Origin of the sequence: Citrobacter braakii (assembly GCF_002075345.1) — a bacterium.
In the GTDB taxonomy this organism is placed as follows: Bacteria; Pseudomonadota; Gammaproteobacteria; order Enterobacterales; family Enterobacteriaceae; genus Citrobacter; species Citrobacter braakii.
In genome coordinates this window covers 116,468-130,941 of the sequence record NZ_NAEW01000002.1, presented here as the reverse complement: position 1 = coordinate 130,941, position 14,474 = coordinate 116,468, and the positions used below count along the sequence as shown (strand labels likewise).

The 14,474-nt window shown below is 54.2% G+C and carries 19 protein-coding genes; 3 read left to right on the top strand and 16 right to left on the bottom strand.

Going from position 1 to position 14,474, the window contains the following annotated elements:
- The first annotated feature begins 76 nt into the window (after positions 1-76).
- Positions 77-265: a protein DsrB gene (gene dsrB, locus BZK42_RS05055; protein WP_003030419.1), complete on the top strand. Its 189-nt coding sequence runs from the start codon at positions 77-79 to the stop codon at positions 263-265.
- A gap of 54 nt (positions 266-319) precedes the next feature.
- On the opposite strand, the gene rcsA is transcribed toward dsrB, so the two are convergent.
- The 14 genes from rcsA to fliF form a co-directional block, all read right to left on the bottom strand.
- The gene (gene rcsA / locus BZK42_RS05050) at positions 320-943 is read right to left on the bottom strand and encodes a transcriptional regulator RcsA (protein WP_016153497.1); all 624 of its coding nucleotides are present in this window, start codon (positions 941-943) and stop codon (positions 320-322) included.
- A 289-nt stretch (positions 944-1,232) separates the two neighbouring features.
- Positions 1,233-2,018, bottom strand: a complete 786-nt coding sequence (fliR, locus tag BZK42_RS05045; protein WP_016153496.1) for a flagellar biosynthetic protein FliR — start codon at positions 2,016-2,018, stop codon at positions 1,233-1,235.
- 8 nt (positions 2,019-2,026) lie between these two features.
- A complete protein-coding gene (gene fliQ / locus BZK42_RS05040; protein WP_003030425.1) occupies positions 2,027-2,296 on the bottom strand; it encodes a flagellar biosynthesis protein FliQ in 270 nt (89 codons plus the stop codon).
- 9 nt (positions 2,297-2,305) lie between these two features.
- Positions 2,306-3,043: a flagellar type III secretion system pore protein FliP gene (fliP, locus tag BZK42_RS05035; RefSeq protein WP_006684053.1), complete on the bottom strand. Its 738-nt coding sequence runs from the start codon at positions 3,041-3,043 to the stop codon at positions 2,306-2,308.
- On the bottom strand, positions 3,043-3,420 hold the full coding sequence (fliO, locus tag BZK42_RS05030; protein WP_029139581.1) for a flagellar biosynthetic protein FliO: 378 nt from the start codon (positions 3,418-3,420) through the stop codon (positions 3,043-3,045). The genes fliP and fliO overlap by 1 nt, the downstream gene beginning before the upstream one ends.
- Positions 3,420-3,833 carry a flagellar motor switch protein FliN gene (gene fliN / locus BZK42_RS05025; RefSeq protein ID WP_003030433.1) on the bottom strand — a complete coding sequence of 138 codons (414 nt, stop codon included), beginning with the start codon at positions 3,831-3,833 and terminating at the stop codon, positions 3,420-3,422. Before fliN ends, fliO begins: the two co-directional genes overlap by 1 nt.
- Positions 3,830-4,834 (bottom strand): flagellar motor switch protein FliM, encoded by a 1,005-nt coding sequence (gene fliM / locus BZK42_RS05020; protein ID WP_003030434.1) that lies wholly within the window; start codon positions 4,832-4,834, stop codon positions 3,830-3,832. Before fliM ends, fliN begins: the two co-directional genes overlap by 4 nt.
- Positions 4,835-4,838: 4 nt before the next feature.
- Positions 4,839-5,306, bottom strand: coding sequence for a flagellar basal body-associated protein FliL (gene fliL / locus BZK42_RS05015; RefSeq protein ID WP_016153493.1), 468 nt, complete (start codon positions 5,304-5,306; stop codon positions 4,839-4,841).
- A gap of 104 nt (positions 5,307-5,410) precedes the next feature.
- A complete protein-coding gene (gene fliK / locus BZK42_RS05010) occupies positions 5,411-6,625 on the bottom strand; it encodes a flagellar hook length control protein FliK (protein WP_080858842.1) in 1,215 nt (404 codons plus the stop codon).
- Positions 6,622-7,065 carry a flagellar export protein FliJ gene (fliJ, locus tag BZK42_RS05005; protein WP_080858841.1) on the bottom strand — a complete coding sequence of 148 codons (444 nt, stop codon included), beginning with the start codon at positions 7,063-7,065 and terminating at the stop codon, positions 6,622-6,624. The genes fliK and fliJ overlap by 4 nt, the downstream gene beginning before the upstream one ends.
- Before the next feature lie 21 nt (positions 7,066-7,086).
- On the bottom strand, positions 7,087-8,457 hold the full coding sequence (fliI, locus tag BZK42_RS05000) for a flagellar protein export ATPase FliI (RefSeq protein ID WP_016153490.1): 1,371 nt from the start codon (positions 8,455-8,457) through the stop codon (positions 7,087-7,089).
- Positions 8,457-9,164 carry a flagellar assembly protein FliH gene (fliH, locus tag BZK42_RS04995; protein ID WP_016153489.1) on the bottom strand — a complete coding sequence of 236 codons (708 nt, stop codon included), beginning with the start codon at positions 9,162-9,164 and terminating at the stop codon, positions 8,457-8,459. The genes fliI and fliH overlap by 1 nt, the downstream gene beginning before the upstream one ends.
- Positions 9,157-10,152, bottom strand: coding sequence for a flagellar motor switch protein FliG (gene fliG / locus BZK42_RS04990; protein WP_016153488.1), 996 nt, complete (start codon positions 10,150-10,152; stop codon positions 9,157-9,159). The genes fliH and fliG overlap by 8 nt, the downstream gene beginning before the upstream one ends.
- The gene (gene fliF, locus BZK42_RS04985; protein WP_047357996.1) at positions 10,145-11,827 is read right to left on the bottom strand and encodes a flagellar basal-body MS-ring/collar protein FliF; all 1,683 of its coding nucleotides are present in this window, start codon (positions 11,825-11,827) and stop codon (positions 10,145-10,147) included. Before fliF ends, fliG begins: the two co-directional genes overlap by 8 nt.
- A 216-nt stretch (positions 11,828-12,043) precedes the next feature.
- Here fliF and fliE point away from each other — a divergent pair, with 216 nt between their 5' ends.
- Positions 12,044-12,358 carry a flagellar hook-basal body complex protein FliE gene (gene fliE / locus BZK42_RS04975; RefSeq protein ID WP_016153486.1) on the top strand — a complete coding sequence of 105 codons (315 nt, stop codon included), beginning with the start codon at positions 12,044-12,046 and terminating at the stop codon, positions 12,356-12,358.
- A 45-nt stretch (positions 12,359-12,403) separates the two neighbouring features.
- On the opposite strand, the gene yedF is transcribed toward fliE, so the two are convergent.
- Together yedF and yedE are read right to left on the bottom strand one after the other, a co-directional pair.
- Positions 12,404-12,637, bottom strand: a complete 234-nt coding sequence (yedF, locus tag BZK42_RS04970; protein WP_000790504.1) for a sulfurtransferase-like selenium metabolism protein YedF — start codon at positions 12,635-12,637, stop codon at positions 12,404-12,406.
- On the bottom strand, positions 12,634-13,896 hold the full coding sequence (yedE, locus tag BZK42_RS04965) for a selenium metabolism membrane protein YedE/FdhT (protein WP_323667576.1): 1,263 nt from the start codon (positions 13,894-13,896) through the stop codon (positions 12,634-12,636). Before yedE ends, yedF begins: the two co-directional genes overlap by 4 nt.
- 128 nt (positions 13,897-14,024) lie before the next feature.
- Between yedE and yedD the strand changes: the two genes are divergently transcribed.
- Positions 14,025-14,438 (top strand): lipoprotein YedD, encoded by a 414-nt coding sequence (gene yedD / locus BZK42_RS04960; protein ID WP_016153484.1) that lies wholly within the window; start codon positions 14,025-14,027, stop codon positions 14,436-14,438.
- The last annotated feature ends 36 nt before the right edge of the window (positions 14,439-14,474 follow it).

Below are 14,474 nucleotides of genomic sequence, written 5' to 3'. Positions count from 1 at the left end.
CCGCAATCGCGCGAGGCGGGCGCTGCCAGAAAAAGGAAATTGTTCTACACTGGCACAAAGCCACAGGAGGAAAACTATGAAGGTGAATGATCGGGTCACAGTCAAAACGGACGGCGGTCCTCGTCGACCGGGCGTGGTACTGGCTATCGAAGAGTTTAGTGAAGGCACCATGTACCTGGTTTCGCTGGAAGACTACCCGCTCGGTATCTGGTTCTTTAATGAGTCAGGTCATCAGGATGGTATCTTCGTGGAAAAAGTAGAATAAGGTGAGTTTTGCTGCATGATCCTGACTGGTGGATTCGCCACCAGTCAGAACGTGTTAGCGCGTATTCACAAAGATACCATTGGTAACGTTATCGGTGAGTCTCACAACGTGATAGATAACTTGCTTATTATGCGTCTTTATCTTTCGTTTTATATTCCCCTTATGGGATGACACGGTCTTGGCCTTGATATTCATTTGGTCGGATATCTGTATTGTGCCCTGACCCTCCATCCACATGCGTAGCATGCTGGACTCGGTACGGCTCAATGATAATGTCGGTAGATTCACATCAATGACAAAATCTACTTCTTTTTTCAGAATATCGCCAAGGAGTTCATCCAGTGAATCGGGTTTAATCGACTTAGAACTAATCAATAAATTTTTTCTGACTAATAGATACTCATCAAAATGCACGTTGGCAATTGCCATAAACACAATAAATAATGTGCCGGGATGCTGATTAATGATTTGCTTTATTTGCTGGCTATTAGCAGGATCGTGGATAAAGCAGTCCTCATTAATAAACACCACAGCGGGCTGTTGAGAGACACAGGCGAGACTGAGCTCCTCAACGTTGGAAATGTTGTTGATTTCCCTTTTCTTCACCCCCCGACTTACCAGATATCCGGTCAACCCTAGCCGGGTGTAACTGCACAAATCCATAATAATCGTTGACATGGCATACCCTCACTCAATGCGTAACGATAATTCCCCTTACCTGATTATTTTCATCACAACTAAACGGAATAATAACGACCCAAGATGACGCTTTCGCTGTTTTTCAGGCGAAATTACTATCCCGTAAAGTTGCGTATAATTTGCCAGGAAATATCTTAAAGTAAAGTAAATGTTGCGTTATGTGAGTGAGTCAATAATAAATAAACCGCGACAGAGATATCCTGGTAGATGTTGTCGCTTTTAAAATTTAGGACAATCCTTAGTAAAACAGGATAAAAATTAAGGGTTATTATTTTCCGGGCATTTCGCTGACAATATCAGCCAACAAATTAAAAATTTCGCTGAATAATCGCTCGCAGAATGGCGCAATTAATGGCATCAGGGCCGCCATTAATGAAATACCCACGGCGAGGGTGAGTGGAAAACCGATAACGAAAATCGACAGCTGAGGAGCCATGCGATTCAGCAGACCGAGTGCGAGGTTTAGGGTGAGTAGCAGCGTCATTATCGGCAGGGCCAACATTAGCCCGTTGAGGAAAATCAGGCTACCCGCCCGCGCCAGCGCGAGAAACGCATTGCTGTTCACCGGATTGCCGCCGATTGGCAAGGTATGAAATGTATCCACCAACAGCGAAATAAGCCACAAATGGCCGTTAAAAGTCAGGAATAACAGCATGGCGAGCATGTCGATCAGTCTCGCCAGAACCGGCATATTCAGACGGCTGCCGGGATCAAAGAAGGTTGCGAAGGAGAGACCCATTTGCAGACCAATCAATTCCCCGGCGGTACGTACTGCCGCGAAGGCAAACTGCATAGTGAAGCCCAGAGCGATGCCGATCAGGATTTGTTGCATTGCCTGCCATAGCGCCACGATAGAAAAGATAGGGACGTCTACCGGGGGAATCGACGGAGCGATAACGACGGTTATCATTAACCCCAGCCCCAGTTTTACTCGTTTGGGGATCGCGCGCTCGCTGAGAATCGGAGCCGTTGAGATGAGCGCCAGGATGCGCAGCAAAGGCCAGAAGTAAAGATTCAGCCAGTGGAGCCACTCAACGCTGGTCACCTGCAGCATAATGTCATCTACCCGATGATGTAGGGGATATTGCTGAACAGCGTACGCACGTAGTCGAGCAGCAGGTTAAGCATCCACGGGCCTGCAACAATGATGGCAATAAAAACCGCGACAATTTTGGGAATGAAGGACAGCGTCATTTCGTTTATCTGGGTCGCCGCCTGCAAAATACTGATGATAAGACCTGTGACGAGGGCGACCAACAGCAAAGGCGCGGCAAGGGCCAGGGCGACTTTCATCGCCTCTGTGCCCATCATCATGACCGATTCAGGTGTCATTTCGCGCCTCTAACTGTAAAAGCTTTGAGCTAGCGAGCCGACAAGCAACTGCCAACCGTCTACCAACACAAACAGCATCAGCTTGAACGGTAGCGCGATCGTTGCCGGGGGGACCATCATCATCCCGAGCGCCATCAGCACGCTGGCGATGACCAGGTCGATAATCAGAAACGGAATAAAAATGGTAAAGCCTATCTGGAATGCCGTCTTCAGCTCGCTGGTGACATAGGCTGGAAGCAAAATCCGCATCGGTACGGCTTCTGGTCCCTGTAGGGGACCGCTGTTTGCTAAGCGCGCGAAGAGTGCCAGATCGGCTTCACGGGTCTGGCGCAACATAAACTCGCGCAGCGGCTGTGCGCCTTTCTCCATGGCTTCCTGCATAGAGATTTTCTCTTCGCTGAACGGCTGATATGCGTCGACGTAGATTTTGTCGATTACCGGCGACATGATGAAAAAGGTCAAAAATAGCGCCAGGCCCAGTAGCACCTGGTTCGGGGGGGCCGAAGGGGTTCCCAGCGCATTTCGTAACAGACCGAAAACGATGATGATGCGGGTGAAGCTGGTCATCATCAATAAAATGGCGGGCAGGAACGTCAGCGAGGTGATAAACACCAGCGTTTGCACGGGCAAAGACCAGCTTTGTCCGCCGCCAGGCAGCGGCTGGCTAACCAGACCCGGGAGCTGGGCGAGGGCTACTGGGCTGAAAAGCCATAAGCCTGCCAGCGTGATGGATAACAAACGGCGCATCAGGATCTCCCGGGACGCTTAAGCAAACTCTTCATCATGGCCTGGAAATCCGCGGGTGAGGCCGGTTTTTCTTCTGCATCAGCAGGCGCCGGGGGCAGGGTGTGCAACACGTTAATTTGCGAGGCCGTGACGCCCAGTACCAGGCGCGCATCTTCAACCTCAACAATCACCACGCGCTCACGTGGACCCAGTGAGGTACTTGCCGCAACTTTCAGTCCGCGCGTACCGGCGCTTTTGGGGGCAAACCCCATACGCTTAATCACCCAGGCTGCAGCCAGGATCAATACGATGATCCCAAGCAGCGCGCCGCTTACCTGAACCAGCGGTGAGCCGGGTACGGCGGCTGGCTGAGAAACTGTAGCCTGGGTATTCATGATTAACGGCTCAGACGGCGCATGCGTTCAGATGGGGTAATAATGTCGGTGATACGTACTCCGTATTTGTCTGCGACAACCACCACTTCACCCTGGGCAATCAGGTAACCGTTGATCAGGATATCCAGCGGCTCGCCCGCCAGACCATCCAACGCGACGACCGAACCCTGCGTCAGACGCAGCAGCTCTTTGATGGTCATGCGGGTTCGGCCCAATTCGACGGTCAGTTTGACCGGAATGTCCATGATCAGGTCGATGTCCTGCAAGGCACCGCTGACGTCGCCGCCACCTAACTGCTGGAATACCGCATCGGCCGCACTTTTGGTGGGCGTGGTTTTTTGCTCGTTTAACGCGTCAGCCCACAGATCGTCCAATGCACCAGTGTTCTCATCGGACGGATTATTCATATCACTCATTTGGGCTGTTCCTCATTCAGCGAATTCAAAATCGGGTTTATCAGATGTTCTACGCGTAACGCATACTGACCGTTCACCGTGCCATACTGGCTGGTCAGTACAGGCACGCCGTCCACATGAGCAATAATGCGGTCGGGTTTTTCAATCGGCAGTACATCGCCGGGTTTCAGTTTTAAAATCTGGGATAGCCGCAGCGGAATGTCAGCAAAGTTTGCCACCAGCTCCAGCTCAGAATGCTGAACCTGACGCACCAGATTATTGCGCCAGTTCTGATCTTCATTACGCGAGTTTTCCAGCGGCGGGTTCACCAGCAGCTCACGCAACGGTTCAATCATGCTGAATGGCAGACAGATGTTAAATTCACCGGTCAGGTTGCCAATTTCAACGTGGAATGGGGTATTGACCACGATGTCGTTAGGAGACGTGGTGATATTGGTAAATTTCACCTGCATCTCGGAACGAACGTATTCCACTTCCAGCGGATTGATGGCCTTCCACGCGTCGCTGTAGCTTTCCAGCGCCAGCTTCAGCATGCGGTTGATAACGCGCTGTTCGGTATGGGTAAATTCACGGCCTTCCACTTTCGTCGGGAAGCGGCCATCACCGCCGAACAGGTTATCGACGGCGATAAATACCAGACTCGGTGAGAACACCACCAGACCCGTACCGCGCAGCGGCTTCAGGTGGATTAAGTTCAGGTTGGTCGGAACCGGTAAGTTGCGCGCAAACTCGTGGTATGGCTGGATACGGATCGCACCCACGGTAATATCCGGGCTACGGCGCAACAGGTTAAATAATCCCATACGGAACTGGCGCGCGAAGCGTTCGTTAATGATCTCCAGCGCCTGTAAACGCTCACGTACTACGCGGCGCTGTGTGTTGGGATCGTAAGGACGAATATCGCTTTCTTTTGCGATACCGGAAATGGGTTCGTCTTTAGTTTCGCTATCGCCATTAAGCAATGCGTCGATTTCAGCCTGAGAAAGAATACTGTCGCCCATGTCTTTACCGCAGAATAAAAGCTGTATAAAGAACGTCGGTGACAACCTGTTTGGGTTGCCCAACAACGAGCGGAGTCGCGAGCGTCTCTTTGATGGCGGCAATGAGCTGTTGCTTACCTTCTTCGGTGGCGAGCGTAGCCGCGTTCTGACGAGAGAACAGCAGCAGCAAGCGGCTGCGCACTTCCGGCAGATATTCGTTAAGACGTGAACGCGTTGCCTCGTCTTTCATGCGCAGCGTGATACCGATATACAGTACACGGTCCGCATCACCCAGATTGACGGTAAAGGTATCCAGCGCAAAGAATACCGGGGCTGGCGGTGGAGCCGGTTCCGCTTTGACGCTGGCGGACGGCTGCTGCTGCATGCGCCAGTAGCTATAACCCGCAGTTGCGCAGGCGGCGAGGGTAATCAATACCAGCAGAGGGATCCAAATAGCGCGTTTACTTTTTTTGTTAATCGCGGAGTCAGTCATCAGATACGGGCTTCCTGTTTCGGTACAGCTTATGGGCTGATTATCCCGTGTCCTGTCCACGACAAAGCGTGGAAAAGACGCGGATAATCATGCTACCTCTGGCGTTAGGCGAAGATGTCTACTGCTCCATCACCGCGTGCTGCGGCTTGCAGTGAGGCTGGCGCTGCCAGTACGGCGTCATCTTCAGCGGCAAAAATGTCTTGTCCCTGAGCGCGACCCGCCTGCTGTTGCTGCCCGGAAGACTGCTGATTACCGGCAAAGCTTTCACTGCTGATACTGCTTTGCCCAAGCTGGATCCCGCTTTCAGCCAACTGCGTACGCAGCATCGGTAACGCAGCTTCCAGCGCAGCGCGCACGTGACTGTGTGGCGATACCATTTGCAACTGCGCGAGGTTGTCATCCAGCTTGAGGGAAATGTGCACCTGGCCCAGATCCTGTGGATGCAGACGCAGTTCTGCGCTTTGCTGGCCCTGGCGAGTAAACAGAGTGACGTGCTGACTCAGTGATTGCTGCCATTCCTGGCTACCCAATGGCGCGCTTAGCACTGGTGCGGCGGTCGGTAACGGCTGAGCGTGGGACTGCGGGCCACTTAACGGCGCCGTCGTCATGCCAATGCTGGTCGGCGAAGGGGAGCTTTCAATTTCCGCTCTGGTCGTCGCCGCTGCCGTCAACGGGGTTAATGTCGGATTGTTTGTCTGATCTACGCTGCTGGCAGGCGTTGCAATATCCGCTTTGCCTTTTTTTGCATCACCAGGCAGCAATTCGCCAGCATTATCGGCGATAGCGCTGTGTACCGAACCTCGTGACAACGCCGAAAGTGTCGCATCAACGGGGGCTGGCGCGCTGTCGACGGCAGGCGTGGTCTGCGGTTGTCCTGGCAGCATGGCGAACAACGCGCTCAGGTTGGCGAGATCCTCATCGCTCAGTGCGGTGTTTTTTTCATCCTGCTGAGCGACTTTGCCCAGAGTCGTCAGGGCATTAACTTTCAGTGAGGGCGTGAGGGCAGACAACAGTTGCTGAGCGTCTGTCATGTCGACAAGAGAAGCATCAGTGTGCATCTCTTTTTGCGCCAGTAGTTCGGTCAACTTGAGCGACGGTGCTGAATCGCCATTTTTTTGCAGTAACCCTTTTTGCAGTTTGCTACCGGCCGCCTGTAAGTCGGCAAACGACAGCGGGGAGTCTTTACCCTGCGCGTTGTCCGCACCTAATGCACCCGCCAGCAGCGCTAAAAAATCCTCGGGTGAATCAACCGCTTTGCCTGACTGAAGACCTGCGGCTACGTCGGTGTCGGTGGTAATCAGTTGGGGTAAAGTAATCATTCGGGTTTCCTCATAGCTGCACGCTGAGCAAATTCATCCATTTTTTTCTGATCCAGGCGGTTTTCGGCCAGTAACGCCGCCGAGGTTTGTCTGTCCTGCAGAGTCTGCCACGCCTGTAAACGTTGTTTTTTGTCGCGCCAACTGTTCAATGCCTGGTCTACTTTCTGCGTCCACTGATTGAGCTGTTGGCGGTGTTGCTCAATCGCTTTTTCCAGCGTCTGAATAAATTGTTGGTAATTGATCCAGCGATTACTGGTAATACCCTGACCCATGTCACTGTTCAGATTGTTGCGATACTCATGCTGATAATCGATCAGCATTTTCAACTGCTCTTCCGCCTGCTGACAGCCACGACGCATCTCTCCCAATAAGATAGCGGCGTCATCTACCTCTTTTTCAGCCAGGTCTTTCAGTGTGGCTAATGCACCATGTTGTGCCATGACCTATGCTCTCCTGCTTACTCACACACCAGGGAAAATCAGTTCTAACGCGTGCAGAGAATCTTCCCAGTCCGCCCGTTCAAAAATGCCTTGCTGTAAGAATGCTTCCAGTTGTGGCCATAGGGCGATGGCTTTATCCAGCATGGGATCGCTGCCTTTGGCATACGCCCCCACGCTGACCAGATCGCGGTTGCGCTGGAAGCTGGATAGCAGCTGTTTAAAGTTACGTACCCGCGCATAGTGTTGTTCACTAATAAGCGCGGTCATGGCGCGGCTGATCGAGGCTTCAATATCGATGGCCGGATAGTGACCCGCTTCGGCCAGATGACGGGACAGCACAATGTGGCCGTCCAGAATCGCGCGCGCGGAATCCGCAATGGGGTCCTGCTGGTCGTCACCTTCGGTCAGTACCGTGTAAAACGCGGTAACGGAACCGCCGCCGTGAATACCGTTCCCGGCACGTTCGACCAGTGCCGGTAATTTGGCGAATACTGAGGGGGGATAACCTTTCGTTGCCGGCGGCTCTCCGATCGCCAGGGCGATTTCACGTTGCGCCATCGCATAGCGGGTGAGGGAATCCATAATCAGCAATACGTGCTGTCCACGATCGCGAAAATCTTCGGCGATACGCGTGGCATAGGCCGCGCCTTGCATACGTAACAGCGGCGAGACATCTGCGGGAGCAGCAATCACCACCGAGCGTGCACGACCGTCGGTACCGAGAATATTTTCAATAAAATCTTTAACTTCGCGACCACGTTCGCCAATCAGACCTACGACGATAACATCGGCCTGGGTATAGCGCGCCATCATGCCGAGCAGAACGCTTTTACCGACACCGGAGCCCGCGAAAAGTCCCATACGCTGACCGCGACCGACGGTTAACAACGCGTTGATGGGGCGTACGCCGGTATCCAGGACGTGTTCAATCGCGGTGCGTTGTAGCGGGTTAAACGGCGGCGTAATCAGCGCCCCGGTTTCGGTGGTATCCGGGGCGGGCAGACCGTCGAGCGGTTTGCCGCTACCGTCCAGCACCCGACCCAGCAATGCAGGGCCAAGCGGTAATTGCTTCCCGCTTTGCAGACCTTCTCCGGCAATGTTTTTTGCGTACACGCGTGCGCCGGGCAGAACGCCTTCAACCTCTTCGAGGGGCATCAGAAACAGACGCTGACCGTTAAAGCCCACAACTTCACTTTCGACCTCCTGGGTTTCGTTGCCGTCCTGGCGTTCAATAACGCAGGTGGCGCCCAGCGGCAACTGTAATCCCGTGGCCTCCAGCACCAGCCCAGTGGCGCGGGTCAGGCGACCGTAACGGCGCACCGCAGGCAGCAGCGACATTTTCTCTTCGAAGCTGTCCAGCGTGTTGAGCCAGCGAGTCAGGCGAGTGGTCATTACACGACTCCCGGCGCTGCCAGACGGCAGAGTTCTTGCCAGCGAGTGGCAACGCTGGCATCCAGATCGCCTTCATCGGCTGAGACTTTACAGCCGCCGTGATGCAGCGTCGGATCGCCGCGCAGCCGCCAGCCGTGCAGGCTTAGGGTCGCACCGAGCATCTCTTCCACACGCTGGAGATCGTCCGGATGTACGCGTAGCTGCGGTTTACCGCTAAACAGCGGTTCTTGCTGTAACAGCTGTTGGATTTGTTTAATCAGCGCAGCGTTATCCACAATAGGCGTCTGGCCAATAACCTGACGCGCAGCTTCCAGCGCCATTTGCATCAGACGCGAGGCAATGACGCTGTCCAGCGCGTCCAGCGTATTCTGAAACTCGCTCACCAACTGCTGCATGCGGGCATGGATCGGCGCATGCTGAGCGCGCGCCTGGTTCTGGCCTTGCTCCAGCCCCTGACTCAGGCCTTCCTGATAACCTTGTTCGTGGCCTTTTTGTCGACCTTCCGCCAGACCCGCGTTATAACCTTGCTCATGGGCCTGCAGTTGCAGCTGTGCGAGCTGCTGTTCAAGCTGTTGCTCTGCGGAAAGCTCTGGTTCTGCTGTTTCTTCTGACAGCGGGGTTTCGCTGTGGTCAGCCAGTACGAACTCCGCCATCGGTGGGGCGAGGTCGTCCGGGGTCCAGACTTTCCACGGCAGTTCGTTAGACATAGGTATCCTCGCCGCTGCCTATCACCATCTCGCCGGTTTCCGCCAGACGGCGCACAATAAGCAGAATGGCTTTCTGTTCGTTTTCCACCTGCGACAAACGCACCGGACCGCGGTTGGCGAGGTCGTCGCGCAGAATATCGGCAGCACGTTGCGACATGTTGCGCAGGAACTTCTCGCGCAGTGGCTGTTCGGCACCTTTCAGGGCAATCAGCAACGATTCGGAATCCACTTCCTGCAGCAGGCGCTGGATACTGCGATCGTCGACATCCACCAGGTTCTCGAACAGGAACATCTCGTCGATAATTTTCTGCGCCAGCTCGCCGTCGAATTCGCGTACGGCGGTAATAACCGCTTCTTCCTGCTGGGTTTTCATCAGGTTGATAATTTCTGCCGCCGTTCTCACGCCGCCCATTTTGCTGCGCTTGAGGTTCTGGCCATCGAGTAGGCCGTTGAGTACCTCGGTCAGTTCTGCCAGCGCGGCAGGCTGTACGCCGCCAAAGGTGGCGATACGCAGCATCACGTCGTGACGTAAACGCTCGTCGAACAGCGCCAGTATATCGGCAGCCTGGCCCCGCTTGAGGTGCACCAGAATGGTGGCGATAATCTGCGGATGCTCGTCGCGGATAAGGTCGGCGGCGCTTTGCGGCTCCATAAAGTTAAGCGTTTCAATGCCGCTGGTGGTATCGCGGGTTTCCAGAATATCTTCCAGCAGACTGGAGGCACGTTCCTCGCCCAGCGCTTTCACCAGCACGGAGCGCAGATATTCGTTGGCGTTGATATTCAGCGCGGCAAACTGTTCGGCTTCTTGTTCAAATTCGGCCAGCACTTCCGTCAACTGCTTGTTGGAAATCTGGCGAACGTTGGCCATCGCCGTACTGAGCGCCTGAACTTCGCGCGTGGAAAGGTGCTTAAACACCTCCGCCGCGCGATCTTCGCCAATGGTCATCAGCAGGATGACGCTTTTATCGGTACCGGTAAGATTACTCATGATCGTTGCTCATCCACTGGCGAATGACCAGCGCCACGACGCGCGGATCGTTATCTGACATTTCACGAATACGCTGACTCATGACTTCTGCTCCCAGACGCTGATTAGTACGACGCTGCTGAGTTTGTTCGTCTTTGCTGAGGCGAACTTCTACCGCTTCTTCGGTTTCCTGACGGACACGCGTTTGTTCTTGTACGGCTTTCGCTTCTTCGCTGCGACGGACCAACTGCGGACGAACGGCTTTTCGCCACAGGATCCACGCCACCAACAGAACCAGCAACCAACGACCTGCGGACATTAACTGATCAATAAAGAACGGCTGTTTCCAGAACGGTAGCTCGCCCATGGAATCGTCGGTCGCCGTGAAGGGAGAGTTCACCACGTTCAGGGTATCGCCACGCTTGTCGGAGAATCCCATCGCTTCGCGGGTCAGATCCTCAATCTGTTTCATCTGCTCGGCGGTTAACGGCAACGGTTTGCCGTCTGGTAACGTTTTGTAGTTGACCACGACAGCCACCGAGAGACGCTGCACATCGCCAACGTTCATTTTGGTATGGCGAATGGTGCGGTCAACTTCATAGTTGCTGGTTTCATTGCGCTGAGTATTGCGCGGGCCGGCATTATTACTGTTATTCGCCGTCTGTGCGTTTTGCGTATTTTGCGCGTTTTGCTGATTAGCGGGTGGGTTGGCGATTGGCGCAGTATTTGCCGGAGCGGGCTGATTTGACAACGCGCCCGGGACGCCGCCTGGTGCTCCGCTACCGACCTGCTCACTGACGTTCAACTGACGAGAACGCAGCACGGCCTGGGACTCATCACCGTTTGGACGGTACTGTTCTTCGGTTTGCTCTTTGTTGGCAAAATCCAGCTGCGCGGTGACCTGCGCATGTACGTTACCGTTGCCGACAATCGGCGACAGAATCGATTCGATACGACGCTGAACGCGGCCTTCGACGTCGCTGGCGTATTTCAGCTGCGCATCGTTAAGATCGCGGCTACTGGTATTTGACTGGGTTAACAGATGACCCGCCTGGTCGACCAGCGTAACGTTGCCCGGCGGCAAGCCTGCAACAGCGCTGGAAACCAGATGCGTGACCGCACTGATCTGACCTTCATCCAGCGCGCGACCCGGTTCCAAATTGACGGTGACGGAGGCTGAAGGCGCTTTTTGCTCACGCACAAACAGCGACGGTTTCGGCATAGCCAGATGCACGCGGGCGCGTTTTACCGGTCCCAACGTTTCAATCGTACGGGCTAATTCACCTTCCAGCGCGCGCTGGTAGTTGACCTGCTCGCTAAACTGGCTGATACCAAACTTTTCCTGATCCAGCAGTTCAAAACCCACCGCGCCGCCTTTGGGCAGACCTTGCTGCGCCAGACGTAAACGCAGTTCGTGGACTTTATCGGCAGGAACTTCAATGGCGCCGCTTCCCTCAGTAAAACGGTAGGGAACGTTCATCTGCGTCAGTTGGGTGACGATCGCGCCACCATCCTGATCGGAAAGATTGCTGAACAGCGTGCGGTAGTCAGGCGCTTTGGCCCACAGGACCATCGCCACGATGATCGCGACGGCAGCGGCTCCCGCCACAATCAGAGGAATTCTGGGATTCGCGCGCAGGCGGTTTAACCACTCGAGAGGTTTAAGCTGGGTTGCAGTCGATGCTGTCGCACTCATCTCGCACCTCGTGGCTTATCGTGGACGGCGTTTTTTGCAAAGTGGAACAAGACTCACTCCCGGGTCAGCAAACTCGAAAAATTGACGGTCTCATTATTTGCGGTTTCGAATTTTTCTATGCGTTAAAAACCGTGGTTTTTTATCGTTATTTAACGCCTTTATCTTATTGACTAACTGGTAATCTCAACTACGTAAAAAATTATCCAGGGGATCAGAATGTCGGCAATACAGGGGATTGAAGGGGTCATCAGCCAGCTACAGACCACGGCGATGTCAGCAAAAATGCAGGATATGCAGCCACAACCGACCGTGAGCTTTGCCGGTCAACTGCATGCGGCGTTAGACAGGATCAGTGATGTACAAACCGCATCCCGTGTGCAGGCTGAGAAATTTACCCTCGGTGAACCGGGTATTGCGCTGAACGATGTGATGACCGATATGCAAAAAGCGTCGGTATCGATGCAGATGGGGATCCAGGTGCGCAACAAACTGGTGTCGGCGTATCAGGAAGTGATGTCGATGCAGGTGTAGCAAGCCGAACATTCTCCCGCTGCGTCGGGCAACGGGAGAATCGCATTACTTCTGAATTAAATAACGAATCGTTGGACCATCCTGCTGAATATCCAGCACCGTGTAGCCGTGATTACGCGCATCCAGTGGAATATTGTTGATTGACTGCGGGCAATCGCTCACCACTTCCAGAATCTCACCTTTCTTCAATTGCGGCATCGCTTCCAGTGTGGCGACAGCCGGGTACGGACACGGCTCGCCGACCATATCGAGGCGATAATCAGGCACGATATTTTTCATACAGACTCCTTGGCAGGCGTCAGCCCAGCGCGACGGAAGAAGCGTTTTTCCCAGCCGATGATGAGCATCAGCGCGGTAAATAACAGCAGATAGGTTACCAGCAGGCCACCGAGCGGGCCGAAGGTGTTGAGCAGATTCACTTTGTCCCAATTGGTGGCAAGCGCGGGAGCAAAATCATCCCAGTAGTAGGCCAGTATGGTCGAGCCAATAACGTTGCCCAGACCCACCCACCAGTAATGCACCTGGCCTTCAACGGCGCGGTACATCCAGCCGGTTTCACACCCGCCCGCCAGAACAATGCCGAAGCCGAACAGCAAGCCGCCGATCACCGCATTCGGACCTGCCCACATGATTTTAGGCTCGACGCCCAGTTGTACGTAGCTAAAGATACCAATGGCGCTGACCGCCATCCCGAAGATGATCGCTTTCGCCATATGGGTGCGACCGGAAATCCACAGGTCGCGGAAGGCGGAGGTGAAGCAGATTTGCGCCCGTTCAATCAGCAGCCCGAACCCGACGCCGAACAGCATAGCCAAACCAAGTTTGGGCTTATCCATCGCAGTGAGGAGCGCCCAGCCGATCATGGCGATAAACACCAGCATGCCGAGGCGGAAACGGCGACGGGCCTGATCCGGCTTTTGCGTTAACGGAGAAGCGGCGGAGACTTTCTGCATTTTGACCGGAATACGAAACATCGGCAGCAGGGTAAAGCGTGCGCCAAACCATGAGCCAATAGCCGTTGCCAGGGCGAAAAACCAGGCGTGTAGCGAGAACTGTGGAATACCGGTGAAGAATGCGGCCAGGTTACAGCCCATTGCCAGCCGGGCGCCGAATCCGGCAATCATTCCGCCGACTATCGCCTGCATAATGCGCACCCGACTGCGCGGCATGCGTAATTTGACGTTGTTTGCCCACAATGCGGCAGCAAAACAGCCCCCGAACATACCGAGGATCATCATGCCGTCAATGCGGGTCAGGGGTGAGCCTTCGAGATGGATCAGCTTGTAGTATCCCCATTCTTCGGCGTGAACGCCGAACAGTTGCAGGATTTGACCACCCCAGCGAGTGAATTCGCCGGTAACGGCCCAGAAGGTTCCCGTAATGCCGAAATAGTAGGTAGAGAGAATACCCGCTGCGATGACCGCAGGGGCGGGGGCCCAAAATTTAATTAACCAGGCCTGTTTGAAGTGTTGCCATGACATGCGTTGTGCCTCTGAACTCAGAAGGTATGTAACAAGAAGTGTGGATACTACACCGATCAGAATTTTTGACTATGAGTAATAAGAGGTAACACCGTCTGGATCAATCTTTGTCGACACTGCCGAAAGGCTGGCGACATCAGGCCTTTAATGCCACAATCCCATTTTCTTCGCATGCAGGATGAATGATGAAAAAATTAGCAATCGTTGCTGTATTTCTGGCGCTTACCGGATGCGCCGAAGTAGAAAATTATAACGACGTGGTGAAAACGCCAGCGCCAGCCGGTCTGGAAGGATACTGGCAGTCAAAAGGTCCGCAACGCAGTCTGGTGAGCCCGGAAGCGATTGCCAGCCTGGTGGTAACAAAAGAGGGCGACACGCTGGATTGTCGCCAGTGGCAGCGAGTGATCGCGCTGCCGGGGAAACTGACGATGATCTCTGGCGATCTCACCAACGTGACGGTGAAACGCGAGCTGTATGAAATTGAGCGTGAAGGCAATACGCTGGAATATGACGGTATGACGCTGCAGCGGGTGGATCGCCCGACGCAGGAATGTGCTGACGCGTTAAAGAAAACGCCGCTGGCCACGCCACTGCCATAAGCTATACGCCCCGGTAGCCCATGGCCACCGGGGTTG

What these genes read in the sequence shown, in the direction of transcription:
- fliL (WP_016153493.1), bottom strand. Translation starts at nt 5,306, where the DNA reads ATGACTGACTCCGCGATTAACAAAAAAAGTAAACGCGCTATTTGGATC.
- fliR (WP_016153496.1), bottom strand. Translation starts at nt 2,018, where the DNA reads ATGCTGCAGGTGACCAGCGTTGAGTGGCTCCACTGGCTGAATCTTTAC.
- fliK (WP_080858842.1), bottom strand. Translation starts at nt 6,625, where the DNA reads ATGATTACTTTACCCCAACTGATTACCACCGACACCGACGTAGCCGCA.
- fliI (WP_016153490.1), bottom strand. Translation starts at nt 8,457, where the DNA reads ATGACCACTCGCCTGACTCGCTGGCTCAACACGCTGGACAGCTTCGAA.
- fliN (WP_003030433.1), bottom strand. Translation starts at nt 3,833, where the DNA reads ATGAGTGATATGAATAATCCGTCCGATGAGAACACTGGTGCATTGGAC.
- fliG (WP_016153488.1), bottom strand. Translation starts at nt 10,152, where the DNA reads ATGAGTAATCTTACCGGTACCGATAAAAGCGTCATCCTGCTGATGACC.
- fliM (WP_003030434.1), bottom strand. Translation starts at nt 4,834, where the DNA reads ATGGGCGACAGTATTCTTTCTCAGGCTGAAATCGACGCATTGCTTAAT.
- fliQ (WP_003030425.1), bottom strand. Translation starts at nt 2,296, where the DNA reads ATGACACCTGAATCGGTCATGATGATGGGCACAGAGGCGATGAAAGTC.
- rcsA (WP_016153497.1), bottom strand. Translation starts at nt 943, where the DNA reads ATGTCAACGATTATTATGGATTTGTGCAGTTACACCCGGCTAGGGTTG.
- fliP (WP_006684053.1), bottom strand. Translation starts at nt 3,043, where the DNA reads ATGCGCCGTTTGTTATCCATCACGCTGGCAGGCTTATGGCTTTTCAGC.
- yedF (WP_000790504.1), bottom strand. Translation starts at nt 12,637, where the DNA reads ATGAAAAATATCGTGCCTGATTATCGCCTCGATATGGTCGGCGAGCCG.
- fliJ (WP_080858841.1), bottom strand. Translation starts at nt 7,065, where the DNA reads ATGGCACAACATGGTGCATTAGCCACACTGAAAGACCTGGCTGAAAAA.
- dsrB (WP_003030419.1), top strand. Translation starts at nt 77, where the DNA reads ATGAAGGTGAATGATCGGGTCACAGTCAAAACGGACGGCGGTCCTCGT.
- fliH (WP_016153489.1), bottom strand. Translation starts at nt 9,164, where the DNA reads ATGTCTAACGAACTGCCGTGGAAAGTCTGGACCCCGGACGACCTCGCC.
- fliE (WP_016153486.1), top strand. Translation starts at nt 12,044, where the DNA reads ATGTCGGCAATACAGGGGATTGAAGGGGTCATCAGCCAGCTACAGACC.
- yedD (WP_016153484.1), top strand. Translation starts at nt 14,025, where the DNA reads ATGAAAAAATTAGCAATCGTTGCTGTATTTCTGGCGCTTACCGGATGC.
- fliF (WP_047357996.1), bottom strand. Translation starts at nt 11,827, where the DNA reads ATGAGTGCGACAGCATCGACTGCAACCCAGCTTAAACCTCTCGAGTGG.